General features: G+C 44.8%; 13 protein-coding genes and 2 pseudogenes. 10 read left to right on the top strand and 5 right to left on the bottom strand.

The features are described from left to right. Positions 1-104: 104 nt before the first annotated feature. Complete coding sequence (locus LCF57_RS04515) at positions 105-794, bottom strand: TerC family protein (protein ID WP_225999635.1); 690 nt, start codon at positions 792-794, stop codon at positions 105-107. A gap of 350 nt (positions 795-1,144) precedes the next feature. Here LCF57_RS04515 and LCF57_RS04510 point away from each other — a divergent pair, with 350 nt between their 5' ends. Together LCF57_RS04510 and msrA are read left to right on the top strand one after the other, a co-directional pair. Next, positions 1,145-1,762 carry a TVP38/TMEM64 family protein gene (locus tag LCF57_RS04510; RefSeq protein WP_225999634.1) on the top strand — a complete coding sequence of 206 codons (618 nt, stop codon included), beginning with the start codon at positions 1,145-1,147 and terminating at the stop codon, positions 1,760-1,762. A 178-nt stretch (positions 1,763-1,940) separates the two neighbouring features. Further along, a complete protein-coding gene (msrA, locus tag LCF57_RS04505; RefSeq protein WP_225999633.1) occupies positions 1,941-2,912 on the top strand; it encodes a peptide-methionine (S)-S-oxide reductase MsrA in 972 nt (323 codons plus the stop codon). 102 nt (positions 2,913-3,014) lie between these two features. On the opposite strand, the pseudogene LCF57_RS04500 reads toward msrA, so the two are convergent. Beyond that, positions 3,015-3,818, bottom strand: a pseudogene (locus LCF57_RS04500) (lipid II flippase Amj family protein). 135 nt (positions 3,819-3,953) lie between these two features. Here LCF57_RS04500 and LCF57_RS04495 point away from each other — a divergent pair. Beyond that, the gene (locus tag LCF57_RS04495) at positions 3,954-4,130 is read left to right on the top strand and encodes a DUF2188 domain-containing protein (protein WP_225999632.1); all 177 of its coding nucleotides are present in this window, start codon (positions 3,954-3,956) and stop codon (positions 4,128-4,130) included. Positions 4,131-4,186: 56 nt separating this feature from the next. On the opposite strand, the gene LCF57_RS04490 is transcribed toward LCF57_RS04495, so the two are convergent. After that, complete coding sequence (locus tag LCF57_RS04490; protein ID WP_225999631.1) at positions 4,187-4,891, bottom strand: YitT family protein; 705 nt, start codon at positions 4,889-4,891, stop codon at positions 4,187-4,189. Positions 4,892-5,356: 465 nt separating this feature from the next. Further along, positions 5,357-6,247 carry a DMT family transporter gene (locus tag LCF57_RS04485; RefSeq protein WP_225999630.1) on the bottom strand — a complete coding sequence of 297 codons (891 nt, stop codon included), beginning with the start codon at positions 6,245-6,247 and terminating at the stop codon, positions 5,357-5,359. Between the two features lie 271 nt (positions 6,248-6,518). On the opposite strand from LCF57_RS04485, the gene LCF57_RS04480 reads away from it, so the two are divergent. From LCF57_RS04480 to LCF57_RS04455, 6 genes and pseudogenes are all read left to right on the top strand, one after another. Then, complete coding sequence (locus LCF57_RS04480; RefSeq protein WP_225999629.1) at positions 6,519-6,932, top strand: hypothetical protein; 414 nt, start codon at positions 6,519-6,521, stop codon at positions 6,930-6,932. 98 nt (positions 6,933-7,030) lie between these two features. Continuing rightward, positions 7,031-7,219 (top strand): annotated as a pseudogene (locus LCF57_RS04475) (spore germination protein); the annotation flags it as partial. A 127-nt stretch (positions 7,220-7,346) separates the two neighbouring features. After that, complete coding sequence (locus tag LCF57_RS04470) at positions 7,347-7,484, top strand: hypothetical protein (protein ID WP_225999628.1); 138 nt, start codon at positions 7,347-7,349, stop codon at positions 7,482-7,484. Next, on the top strand, positions 7,475-8,032 hold the full coding sequence (locus LCF57_RS04465; RefSeq protein ID WP_225999627.1) for a GerAB/ArcD/ProY family transporter: 558 nt from the start codon (positions 7,475-7,477) through the stop codon (positions 8,030-8,032). Before LCF57_RS04470 ends, LCF57_RS04465 begins: the two co-directional genes overlap by 10 nt. Positions 8,033-8,054: 22 nt before the next feature. Beyond that, on the top strand, positions 8,055-8,408 hold the full coding sequence (locus tag LCF57_RS04460; protein WP_225999626.1) for a hypothetical protein: 354 nt from the start codon (positions 8,055-8,057) through the stop codon (positions 8,406-8,408). A 202-nt stretch (positions 8,409-8,610) separates the two neighbouring features. Next, positions 8,611-9,144, top strand: a complete 534-nt coding sequence (locus LCF57_RS04455; protein WP_318840612.1) for a Ger(x)C family spore germination C-terminal domain-containing protein — start codon at positions 8,611-8,613, stop codon at positions 9,142-9,144. 13 nt (positions 9,145-9,157) lie between these two features. Here LCF57_RS04455 and LCF57_RS04450 read toward each other — a convergent pair whose 3' ends face one another. Beyond that, a complete protein-coding gene (locus LCF57_RS04450; RefSeq protein WP_225999625.1) occupies positions 9,158-11,695 on the bottom strand; it encodes a transglycosylase domain-containing protein in 2,538 nt (845 codons plus the stop codon). Positions 11,696-11,907: 212 nt separating this feature from the next. On the opposite strand from LCF57_RS04450, the gene LCF57_RS04445 reads away from it, so the two are divergent. Further along, positions 11,908-13,176 carry a DNA polymerase IV gene (locus LCF57_RS04445; RefSeq protein ID WP_225999624.1) on the top strand — a complete coding sequence of 423 codons (1,269 nt, stop codon included), beginning with the start codon at positions 11,908-11,910 and terminating at the stop codon, positions 13,174-13,176. The last annotated feature ends 427 nt before the right edge of the window (positions 13,177-13,603 follow it).

Raw genomic sequence — 13,603 nt, 5'->3', positions numbered from 1 at the left:
TTTCTGTCCTTTTTTAGCCATACAAATATCCCCTTCAAGTTCACTCAATCCTCATGATACCATGCGGACTTTTTTGAGTGTCTACTTGAAGGGGATAATACCAATTAGGCGTGAAGCGCTTGTTTTTTTGTTTTCTCCGATTTTATCTTTTTAACACGCATCCCAATGGCTACAACCAGGACCACAATCAGAGCTTCAAAGCCGTATTTAACGACCCCATTTGCGAACCAATGTGCAATTAACGGCTCGGCCACCACCATTTTGGCAGCAGTATAAGCCAATACAGCAGCTCCAATTGTAATGACGACCGGGTAACGTTCTGTCAGTTTCAAGATAATCGTACTTCCCCATACCATGATTGGAACAGAGATCGCCAGACCAAGAATAACGAGCAGCATATTTCCATGAGCCGCTCCGGCGACAGCAAGTACATTGTCCAGTCCCATCATCGTATCCGCAATAATAATGGTGCGGATCGCTGCCCACATTTGATTGGTTGCTGAAATTTCGTGTTTCTTTTCTTCAACCAGCAGTTTGTAGGCGATATAGATGAGCGCAAGTCCCCCGATTAATCGCAATCCATAAATTTGAAGTAAATACGTGACCAATACTGTGGCAATCACACGAATGATGACTGCGCCGACCGTCCCCCAAATAATGACCTTCTTTTGGTTGGCCTTGTCAACATTGCGAGCTGCCAAGCCGATTACGATCGCATTATCACCAGCAAGCACTAGATCAATGATAATGATGGACAATAATGCGGTAAAAAACTCGATTGACAAAAAATCCATACGTTCTCCCACCTTCTTTATTTATTTGTTATACTGTACATAGTTCAGCGCTTTATACTAAAAAAGCGCCGCTTCACGGAAAACCGGAAATGGCGCTTGACCCAAATTTAGCATCAAAAAAAGACCATTTACCCGGATTCCGAAAATCCTGGCAAAGGTCTCGCTTACAACATAACGTTGCCAATAAAGCCGGGGATTTATAATCCCGTAATGACGACTTTACTCGTTGAGCTACTCCCCTTTGGGAACTATTCTGTTAGTGGCAGTATAGCACATATTATTAGGAATGTGAACCCTATTTTTTCGGTATGAGCGATAAGCCAAACAGAGATAATGAAAGAGGTATGTAAATGAAAAAATGGCTATTCGCCGCGGCTTATGTTTCGCTGCTCTGTATCGCGTTTATCTACAGATATGATTGGCTTGCTTGGGCAAATAAGCAAACCTCATTCCCGGTTCTGCTGCTAATTGCATTTTTATTCGCGCTAATTCCGTTCGTGCCTTACAAGCTGATTATCGCTTCCATTGCTTATGCGGCAGGCGCCTGGCAAGGCGCTCTGATCTGCTGGCTTGGCACTACCTTGGCTGCACTAGTCGTTTACGGTGCGGTACGTACTCTGTTCCGTGTCAAAGGGCGGGCGCATCTGGAGCGGGTTCCCGCGTTGGAACGCTTGAATCAGGTTATGGAACGGGAACCTTTCACCGCTGTGCTGCTGGCTCGCCTGATTCCAGTCATCCCGCAGGCGGCTGTAAATGTTTACGCCGGAGTAGCAGGATTTCCGTTTTGGAGCTTTCTGCTAGGGACAGCTATTGGCAAACTGCCCGCAATTGCCGTATACGCTTATGCAGGTGGCACCATTGCGGAACATCCGATCACCGGCTTGCTCATTTTGCTGTTGTATACTGCACTGCTGGGCGGCTGTTTTGTACTGTACCGAAAAAGACTTCAACGCGCCAATAGAACATAACGTCGTAGCTCTCCCCCGAATCTGTTGGATTGTAATGTTATAAATTAAGGACAAAGATCGTTGCGGAACCGATCAGTTCGTGATGGTTCGTTGGATTTTGCGAAAATGTCATATATAATTTAATTGTAAGCTATTTAAATAACAACTATTTAAACATACTCAGATTGGAGTGACAAATATGAGCACCAACAATCCAAACACAGTGGAAAAGGCAACTTTTGCGGGCGGCTGCTTCTGGTGCATGGTTTCTCCTTTCGAGGAGCTACCCGGCATTTTGAGGGTTAGATCTGGCTACACGGGAGGACATACAGAAAACCCCACCTATGAAGAGGTATGCTCTGAAACCACGGGACATGTGGAAGCAGTACAGATTACATTTGATCCACAAGTTTTCCCGTATGAAAAACTGTTGGAGCTTTTCTGGCAACAAATTGACCCGACAGATGAAGGAGGACAATTCCACGATAGAGGCTCGTCCTACCAAACGGCTATTTTCTATCATAATGAAGAGCAACGAATCAAAGCAGAAGCCTCCAAAGAAGCCCTGGCTCAAAGTGGCCGCTTCGACAAGCCTATTGCTACACCCATCCTGCCTGCGGCAACTTTTTATGAAGCAGAAGAATATCATCAGGACTATCATAAGAAGAATCCCGCTCATTACAAGCGCTACCGCAAAGGCTCAGGCCGCGAGGATTTTATCGAGCAGAATTGGTCTAACAAGATTGATAAATCTGATCTTAAAGATCGGCTGACCCCTATCCAATACGAAGTAACACAAAAAAACGCGACTGAGCGCCCTTTTCAAAATGAGTTTTGGGATCATAAGGGTGAAGGTATTTACGTGGATATCGTATCAGGAGAAGCTTTATTCAGTTCGCTGGACAAATATGATGCAGGCTGCGGTTGGCCCAGCTTTACCCGCCCCTTGCGCAGCTACAGCATCAAAGAAAAAACCGATCTCAGCCATTTTATGATCCGTACGGAGGTTCGTAGTCGTGAAGCAGACTCCCATTTAGGACATGTATTCGATGATGGGCCTGGTCCTGAGGGTCTCCGCTATTGCATCAATTCCGCCGCACTTCGCTTTGTTCCTCTAGAAGAATTGGAGCGTGAGGGGTATGGAGCCTATAAGGCATTGTTTGAAAAGTAAGTGATCCACATAAGCTACTTTAGCATCTTAGGCTGGCCCAGTGCATCTTTAACAGGTGACCTCGGATCAGCCTTTTTTTCGATGTACAGACATCATGACACCTCAGCCCATAACCCATCCAAGCCAAAGGGCCAATGGTACCAGTAACAACTGTGCAAGCAAGGTACCTGCCAAACGCGAGATGATCATCCAGCCGTACATGCTGTTCATTCGATTTAAAGACAGTTCTCCACGCAACGTTTTTTCCGACAAAACGGCCAATCGAGGATCAATTAACAGGGTCAATAGTACCGTTGCCACGCCATTGATTAGACCTGACGACATGGACATTGCCGTACCTTGAGCGGGCTACAGGAATGATGCGTACAAGGCAGATACCACCCCGGTCGTATAAATTGCGGTAACCGTCATATTCAGGACAATAAGACGTTTGGGGATTACTCCACTCAACAGTGAGGTAAGCATAGACCAGGTAGGACGTTTTATATAGTAGCCCGCATGCTTCCAGCGATTTCGCAGTATGAAATGACGCACCAAAGCCGGAATAGATCCAGTATGCTCCAAATGTACAATCCATCTGGCTGACATACGTACAACCGTCGGATACAACAATATAGCAAGCACTGTTCCAACCGTTGCTGCCAATAACACCCCGTGCATATGCAGCTCCAGTCTGATATCCGCTCCGCCCATTCGTGCCGCGGCTTTAGCCTGATCGACCATTCCTCCCAGCAAAGGTCCCTGCGCCATATTGGAGGTACGTGAAACCAAGAGTAGCATTCCCGCTACGGTTAATGCCAATCCGATTCGGCGCGCCCGCAGGCCTCCAAGCCGTAGAGCATAAGACAAGCTATCCGTAGTATGTATGATGATGGTAAGTAAAAAAACAAAACCCCAGGCAAGCAAAAGCTCCACTCCTTTTCTAGTATTCTGCACATCATTATACGCTTTTTCTCAAAATACATTTTACAATATCTTCATTTCTTTGATTTCTGTTTATTGAAGCCAGCCACTTCTTCCGATTCTAAGGGTCCTATTCATATGGTTCCACACGAGGATTGTTGGGCGATCAAGGAAGAGGGCGTTTCAACGTTTAAACATAAAGATGAAGCGGTTGGCGAAGCTAAAAAATTAGTAAAACGCAAGCAGATTTCAGCAATTATTCATGACCGGAACGGATGTATCCAGTCTGCTCAGAAGCCTTCTAATAGAGCTTAGATACAGCGAAAGGGTGTTACGTAAGAAGATTTCTCTCCTGACGTAACACCCTTTCCTTATTGACGAAGGCTGTGGACGACCGGCACTGTTTTTGCAACTACCTTTTTGGCTGGAACAGCCGCAGGCAGTACCTTTTTTACAGGTCGGTGCAGTTGGAACGTTGTCGTCCATGTAATTATTTTTCCGGCGAGCCACACAGCCAGTATTGTAAACATTGTTTCCTTCACAGGTAGATACAATAGCGATAATCCCAATACGATGATGTCACTGACGATAAACACATTGCCAATTTTCCATCCGCGCCACTCACTGATCAGCAGGGACAGAATGTCATCGCCCCCAGTTGCTCCACCGAATCGCAGTACGATTCCGGCTCCCAAACCAGTAAGTACTCCACAAAGCAAAGCCGCTACTAGCAAGTTGCCGTGCAGATCTATAACCAGCGTCGAATATTTTTCGAATCCTGCATAAAACAGGGAAAAGCCGACCGCTCCAATCAGTGCCAGCAGCATGAATCTTCTGCCCTTCAACACCCATGCCAGCATGATGACGGGGATATCCAGCAATAGCATACTCCACGCCGGAGATATGCCAAAGGCGTAATGTCCCAGCAGGGCCAAGCCTGCAAATCCGCCTTCTGACAAATGATTTTGAGCATTAATGTGATAGTACGTAAAAGCTAAAATGCATGTTCCGAGCAGCATGACAACAATCTGCCTTAGTGCTCCATTGTTCACGATAGATTCGTAAGTTTTCCTCATACAGGCTCCCTCGGTTTCTCGTAAGTTTAATGTGGATGAACCCACTCTTACGGAAGCAACCGGGTAAAATGTGCCTTGAGGACTTGGTCCTTCGCATGTACAATCCCCTCTTCCGCAGAGTTGGCTTTCGCAACTTGACGTTACTCCGCGGAAAAGCTAAGTATAAGACAGATCAAATCGTTTCCAAATCGTCCTTTGGGGAAGTATCCTTCGGGGACACATGGTATCCTGATCCTTTCTTTTGTGGAATAAAACTCCGACATTTCTGTGGTACATGTAATTCTATAAATTATTATACCACACCTTACCACCTGCTAAACAGCTTGCTTTTTATGGCTGCACCATATTTTTTATTGTATGTGCGAGCATGATTTATTGTATGTGCGTATTACCGCATTATACCGAAAGTTTGGCGAATGCATATATAATATATACTCCCGGTGTTTTTAGCCGTTCACAGCGATATTATCCAGCTAATTTGACTGTTCTACACTGGTTGGCCATAAATACACCTCCCAGGATAAGGACCAGCCCAGTCAGAACATTCCAACCGATATGCTCATTCAGCAGCAAAAATCCCCATACAATAGCGCTCACTGGTACAAAATAAGTCACCGAAGAAGCAAATTCCGCACTTCCTCGCAAAATCATATAGTTGAACAAAATATACGCTACTCCTGATCCCAGAACTCCTAGTCCTACGAGGGAACCAAACACACTGGGAACAAAAACAATCGAGAGATCAGGTCTCTCTACAATTGTCATCATGATGCCACCCCCAGCTGCCGCACCCAACAGTGTCGCAAAGGTAGCCTGGTACATGGACAGATTGGAGAGAAAGCGTTTGGACAGCTGCGTTCCAAATCCGTAGCAGAGAGTCGCAAGCAGCATACATCCAAAACCTACAGGATCAACAGAAATAATGGATGCAGGATTAATACCCAGCAAAATAATGATCCCTACAAAGGCGAGACACATTCCCAGCCACTGTAGCCGACGAAATATAGCTCCGAAAAAGACAAGCCCCACCAGCATCGTCCAAATGGGCGTTGTAGCATTCAATACCGAAGCCATGCTGCTAGCTATTCTGGTCTCACTAAAGCCGATCAAAGTCCATGGTAAAACCATATTGACCAAGGCTACCAGAATAATAGATTTCCACGGAATGCTTTTAATTTTAAACGGCAAGCGCATAAACAGCATCAACAAGACAATAAAAATAAGTCCAAAGCTGGAACGGAGAAATACAATGGTCCACGGTCCTACTTGATGCAGCAGCAACACCTTAATAAACAGAAACGAACCACCCCAAATAAGACTAAGTAGCAATAACGCCACATACAACGAACGTGACAATATGTATACCTTCTTTCTCTACCTTCTTATGTTAAATAAGAGTGATTGACCACAATCAGTAGCAATCTCTCCTCTTATGTAAGGTATTTTTAACCATTAGCTTAACATAAACCCTGTTTCACTGTCATCGACGATCTGCTTTCCTCCTGCCTTTCCAATAATTGATGATTGCTTAGGTAACGGAAAAATTCCTATGATGAAGTATAAAGAGAACACTTGTTCTCTACACTTATTATATATTGTATTCTTACTCCGAGTAAAGGGGATTTTTATGACAAACAAAAAACTGCTGGACAACAAGAGTAAAGCCCCTCAGCCTTCCGAAAAAGATGCGGCCTTGATCAAGATTTGTGTACTTTTGACCCTGGTGTTGGATGTATTGGAGCGAGACATTCGTATTCTGAGTACCTCTCCTTTAAAAATGCCCGATCTATACATTCGTAGCCTGACTGAAGTACAACAGCGCGTTGCTGTTCAATTAGCAGAGACAAAGGCCCAAATGAAAAGACAAGGGATCAAAATATATAGTGAAATCCGAAATCATGAAGGTGTAGAGGTCTTGTATATGTGCCGCGGTTATCAAAAACGGTTTTTCATGCTTTCATCCTTTGCCCGCAGTGAAGTCAGACGGAAACTGGGACATTATCTGGGGATTGATCTGACACAAGATGATGTCCTCTTGTAATCTCGTCTTAGTCCTCGTGCAATAGATACGAGACATGGATAAACCACCGTTTCATGGATAAATCCAATCCATTTTGCACACATTATACCTATCTCATTCTGAGAATGATTCGAATGGTGAGTTTTCTGATCGCTTTTACGCTACCTGCCGTTTACATAGCAACGATAGCTTTTCATTCAGCTATTTTGCCGTTAGAACTGGCGCACACCATCAAAAAATCATTGGAAAACATTCCTTTTCCGGCTATTATCGAGGCCATGTTGCTTGAATTGATCTTTGAGGTTCTATATATCAAATTTTAACTCAGCTTACTGGCTCTTGGATTGGAAAAATACTAGTTGCTGCTTACATTGCCTACTATCTACTTATGGGCACCTCGGTGCTTGTGAACGCTTATGACGTTATTACCGCTGGATGCTACAGTTAACTCCCTGTTGGGCTATACTGGCACTATTTTTGTTCAGTAGCATCTATCTGGTTCGGAAAAATTTGAGAACAATTACACGGGTGCTTGTTTTAATCTCATTTCTGATCTTGCCAATGTGCTATTGATCAGCTATGGCATAAAGCAATCCAACCCACTTTATCTGTTGCCACTAACTGAGGCGGGATGGTCCCATATTATTGTCGGTTCAAAAGAAACACTGATGGCGATGTTTGGTTTTGAGTTTATTCTCGTCGTCTTGTTATATTGTTTTACCGTGTTCACCTGTGCAACCGCATTTAGCCCGCAGCAGCTTGATTTAATGCCGGAGCCGGTCATTTATTTACTCAGGTCAATTCCGCTGGGAACGATGGATCGGGTCGATTTTATTTTCCTGCCGATTTGGCTCATTTCGATTTTTGGCGCTATAAGCGGCTATTATTATGCAGCGTCTTACGGAATAAGCTACCTGCTCAAGCAAAAAAGTCACAAAAAAGCGGTTCCCTTTGTTGTGCTCTCCTCATGTATTATTGCCTATTGGCCTCAGCGAAGAGAAGATTTCGAGCTCATTGGTTCCATAGCGAATAATTCCGCTTATTTTTTCCTGATTGTGTTCCCTTTTCTACTGCTGACCCTATCTTATATTTTCAAAAAAAAGAAGGAGCCCAAAACATGAAAAAAAGAGCAGAGCGCTTGGAATGCTGGCTCTACTCATTATTACAACGGGTTGCTGGGATCAGGACAGCTTGCAGGATGCCAGATTGGCAAATACATCGGCTTATGATATTACTCCTGAAGGCGTACTGCAGCAAACACTAGAAATAGATGACTCTCAAATCAATCAAGGTAAAAGCACCAATGAAATTCATTCAGGCACCGGAAATTCCGTTCGGCAGAGCACAGACAAAATCAGGGCCAAAGTAACCGGAATATCCGATTCTTCAAATATGGAATTGTTTTGTATGGTGAAAGCGTGGCTCGAAAAGATTTATACCCCTATCTTGATATGCTATACCGGGAGCCTGACCATCCAACGACCCATGTCAAGATAGCTATTGTAGATGGACTAGCTGGAGATATCATAAACCAAAAAAGCATAGGTAGCCTTTTGATTGGTGAATTTATAACTAAAAAATCAGGAGCCTTGAGAACATGTGTGTTTTCCCTGAAATGACGTTGGAGACATTGCTCCCCCCGATGCTTGATCCGGGTCAAGATTTCGCACTTCCCTAGCTTTCCAAAGAAGGAGAAGATATTATAGCACGTGGAATTGCCTTATTTCACGGACAAAAGTTCACGGGAAGCTTAAGTACCGGGCAAGGACCTTTATACATTCTGATGACTGGCAAGTGGAAAAATACAGCCACCTTTGTAAAAAGGGTACATCCAGGGCCTGCCGATGATATGCAAAACTTTATCACGTATCAGGCCATTACTCAGAACGTCAAACGCCAGCTTGCAGTGAAGGTACAGCGAGATGGCCAAATTGATGTGAATCTCAACCTGAAATTGCCTGTCAATGTTGTTGAATATGCACGAGACCATCTTCAAGATAAGGCTAATGTACAGCGTCTGAATGATCAGCTTTCGGAGATCATGACTCAGGAAGCAGAAGAAATTATTCGTACACTTCAAGAAAGCGGATGTGATGCCTTTGGCATAGGCAGACAGTTGATTGCCCACTATCCAGCCATATGGAAAAGTGTAAATTGGAATAAAGAGTACCCTAATGTCCGTTTTCATACGCAGGTCACTGTCGACATTGTCGGGAACGGCATTTTAAACTAATTCATCCACATTGTTAGTTTTTGGATTGATCAGACGTCGTTTCAGGATAAACAACCTCGTCAGGCTTTGTTTTTGGAGTTTCATCCTGGCTCTCTGTTTCAGAATGAGTCTCCTGTTCATTTTCAACAGCAGGCTGCGAAGTATCTGCGGATGGCAAATCATTATTCTCATCAGGTATACCTATCTCTGTGTCTGTGTCTATATCTGTGTCAGGAACAGAAGGAGTCGTCTCCTCTAATGGAATTTTCCCTTGGTCTGTTGCAGGTGCTTCTTTCTCCGGGATCTCTGTTTCCTTTATGTTTGGTTTGGTCGACGGCGATGGTCTGGAAGAACGCGGAAGTTGTTCCCTCCCAACTTCGGTCGGCACATATTTTTGATTAAACCAGTCGGTCACGAGCTGACCCGATTGACGGGAATAGCGTCCCGGAAGTTTACCTGTAATGCTGGAGACCGTAGCTCTCACAACACCTTCTGGCTGTATAAAATGCTTATTTTTGAAAAGCTTGGGCTGGTCCTTGATCGCCTCATTCATGATTAGCGCCCACACCGACTGTGCCCTGGAATGACCCTCTTGTGAGAGTGTATTCACCTGTTGGCGGTAACCAGCCCAGACGCCAAGAGTAACATCAGGGGTGTAGCCCATGAACCACACATCACCAAAGTTTTGTGTCGTACCGGTTTTACCGGCGATATCAATGGTGCCGTAGCTTTTAAAAGCTTTTTGCAGGCGTTTCCCAGTTCCCCTTGGGTCTGATATAACAGTTCTGAGCATATCCGTCATCAAAAATGCGGTTTGCTGCGAATATACCCGCTTCGACTGCGGTTTATATTCATATACGACCTCGCCATTGGCATCCGTAATTTTGCTGATCAGATGAGGTGCATTGTATACCCCCATATTGGGAATCGTTCCATAGGCTGCAGTCAGTTCCTCAACGGATACGCCTTTACTAAGCCCACCCAGTACACCTGTCTGAGCATGTTCATCCTGCGGCTGTATTGTCGTAATACCAAGAGAACGAACAAAATTCCAAGCGTTATGAATTTTAACTTCATATAAGAACAGTCTCAGGGCAGGAATGTTGATGGACCGATTGAGTGCTTCACGGGCTGTCATAAGCCCTTCGTATCTTCTGTTATAATTTTTAGGAATATGATAGCCTTTACGTCCGTCTTTCAATATAATCTGCGAATCATCAATAAGACCAGCAGGCTGGGTATAGCCCTTTTCCAAAGCAGGCAAATAGGCAGCAATAGGCTTCATGGCAGAACCGGGCTGACGTGTCATTTGAGTTGCATAGTTCATTTGCTCTGTATTAAAATCCCTGCCCTCGATCATCCCGAGTATAGCACCTGTTCTATGATCAATCATGATTGCTGCAATCTGCTCTAATCCCTTCTGCTTGCTGTATGGAGAAAAGTTTTGCGGATTGGCGGCAATCTGCCGCATATCATTATAAATTTTCTTGTTGATCGTTGTATAAATTCGATAGCCGGACCGCTGCAGCTCTTCTCGTGTGTTTTGAAGAAGTTCAGCATGCTCGGGCTTAGTAATCTCGGCTGCCGTAAGATTCGGATTTTGCTGGAGCGCTAACAGCTGAGCGGCCTCCCGTTCTGTCTCCAGCATCAAATAAGGAAATGTATTATAGCTTTTTTCACGATGTGGCGCAAGAGTGGCCTTAACATCAAATTGAAGCGCTTCATTATATTCTGTTGGTGTGAGTTTACCTGTTGCCAGCATTCTTGCCAACACGACACGTTGGCGCTCCATTGCCTTATTGAAGCCTTCTTCATCAAAGTTCCCTTTTCCATCAAAAGCAGAATAAACAGACGGCAGCTGCGGAAGACCGGCCAAATAAGCCGCTTGAGCAATATGAAGCTTATGTAGATCACTTACATTAAAAATTCCTAATGAAGCGGACTTGATTCCATACAAATTATAACCTGCTGAGCCGTTGCCAAAAGGCATTTTGTTTAAGTAGGCCGTTAATATTTTATCCTTACTCATGAAACGCTCCATACGCAGTGCAAGCAGCATTTCCTTCACCTTACGGCTGTCCGTCTTATCGAGGCTGAGGAAAACCCGCCGGGCTACCTGCTGCGTCAGTGTGCTACCGCCCGTTTGGCGGTTCTCGTTCAGGAGCTTTTGTTTGACAGCCCGAGCCGTTCCTTTTAAATCAACGCCGTGATGCTCATAAAACTGACTGTCTTCCGTTGAAATGAGGGCATCTATAATAGACTGAGGAACATCCTTCAGATCAACGAGCTGCCGATCCTCCTCCATGCGCATTCGTCCAACCGGAGTGACCTGATCATTAAAATATACAAAGCTGGTCAGAGCGTTCTCATTCACCTTCTCATATATCAACTGGCGTGATCGTACAGGTTCATCATGAACCAGCGCTGCCACATAGCCCGATATAAGTCCTCCGGCAAATAGCACTCCCAACAAGCCAGCAAGCGAGAACCACTTGATGTTGATCAGCAAAACTTTGCCGAATATACGCCACCTACTGCGTTTTTGAGATGATGGTCGACGTTTTGGGTTCATAAAAATGGTTTTCTCCCCTCAGTATTCATTTCCACTTGTTTTCGTTCAACATAATATGATACGCCATGTTAGATTTCACGTAAACTATAATGTTCCAAAAAATACATTTGTATTAGGAACACTTGTTCTGTATATAATACTATTATATGAGCTTGCTTTCAAGAATATTCTGGAAAAGTAATGGGTACACATCTGGAGGGAGGTTGTAATTATTGAAAGAGCGTAGCAAAAGAACTATATTTTTAGCGGACTGTCAGTCCTTTTATGCCAGCGTAGAAAAAGCCTCCCACCCGGAGTATAAAAATAAACCACTTGCGGTGGCTGGCGATCCGGCACGAAGGTCTGGAATTATTTTAGCAGCATGCCCCATGGCAAAAAGCTTTGGTGTATCTACAGCAGAACGTCTTGGCGACGCTCTAAAGAAGTGCCCTGAGCTCGTCATTGTCCGTCCCCGGATGAAATATTATATTGATGTTTCTTTAGCAATTACTAATATATACAAAGAATACACAGATCTAGTAGAAGTTTTTAGTATAGATGAACAATTTTTGGATATTTCTGGGAGTTCAAGAATATTTGGCGACCCTTTAGACATCGCAAAGGAAATTCAAGAAAAGGTTCTTTTACAGACCGGAGTCTGGGTCAGGATTGGGATTAGTTCAAACAAAATTCTCGCCAAAATCGCAACTGATATATGGGCCAAAAAGAACAAGAATGGCATTTTTACACTTCTCAAGACAGATGTCGAGCAGTTGCTATGGTCGCAGCCGGTGAATAAAATGTTCGGCGTGGGCTCGCGCATGACGGCCCACTTCGCACGGCTCGGGATGACCACTATAGGGGATATCGCCAGAACACCGCTGCCGGAGCTTAAGCGCAAATTCCGGGCCCACTTTGGCAAGCAGTCGGACATTCAGGCGGAGGTGGTGTGGAGAACAGCCAATGGCTTGGATGACAGCCCTGTCGCCCCGTATACGTTCAGCACCCCTCAGAAGTCGATAGGCCATATGATGACCTTGCCTAAAGATTACATGGGGCCTCACGAGATCGAAACCATTCTGCTGGAGCTCACAGAGGAGGTGTGCCGGGACAGCCGACGCAAAGGGTATATGGGGTCTGTCGTTACCGTCGGCTGCATGTGCAGCCCGTATGAGGCGCCGACCGGATTTTCGCGCCAGATGAAGCTGTCCGATCCAACCAACAATACGAATAAAATTTACAAAGCCGTCAAGGAAATTTTCTATAAATTTTGGAACCGCATGCCGGTAAGGCGACTGGGCGTCAGTCTAAGCGGTCTGAGGGATGCGGAAACGTACCAGGTGTCCTTTTTTGAGGACGAGGAACGGGCACGCTCCCTGGAAAAAGCCACCGACAGCATTAAGGAGCGCTACGGCAGTGCGGCGATCGTAAGAGCCTCATCTCTGACCCACGCCGGCCAGGCCCTTGAAAGATCGCTGAAAATCGGGGGACATTATAAGTGAACTTTGAATACGCTCGTCTCCCAAGTTTAATCGCATAAGTCATCATGATAACACCGAAGCACCGTACTTGTGAGGAATAGTATCATTTAAGATTTGGGAATCAGGTCATTAAAAAAGCCTTCAGGCATAGCGAACGCTATCGGAGTAACTACTTTTACAGGAGCTTTAATATGAACAATTATGTAAAGAAGATATTTTGATTAAATATCCAGAGAAGGTTCCCGCAGATCCCATGTTTGGCTTCTAACGGTATGTCAGACCAACGTCAGCGGGTCGGCTTCCTCATTAACTTCTTTCATGTGGGAGACGGCTCGATTCAAAGATGTAAGAGCAACGGGACGAGTGTTTCGCCTGAAATCTGCAGCATTCCAGAGTGATTATTTCACTCGCATAGATTAACGCTAAATATTATTGTTTCTTCACGGAG

It is taken from the genome of Paenibacillus sp. BJ-4 (assembly GCF_020404765.1).
In the GTDB taxonomy this organism is placed as follows: domain Bacteria; phylum Bacillota; class Bacilli; order Paenibacillales; family Paenibacillaceae; genus Paenibacillus.
Note: the sequence above shows the minus strand (reverse complement) of the source record. Positions and strands in the feature narration are given on the sequence as shown.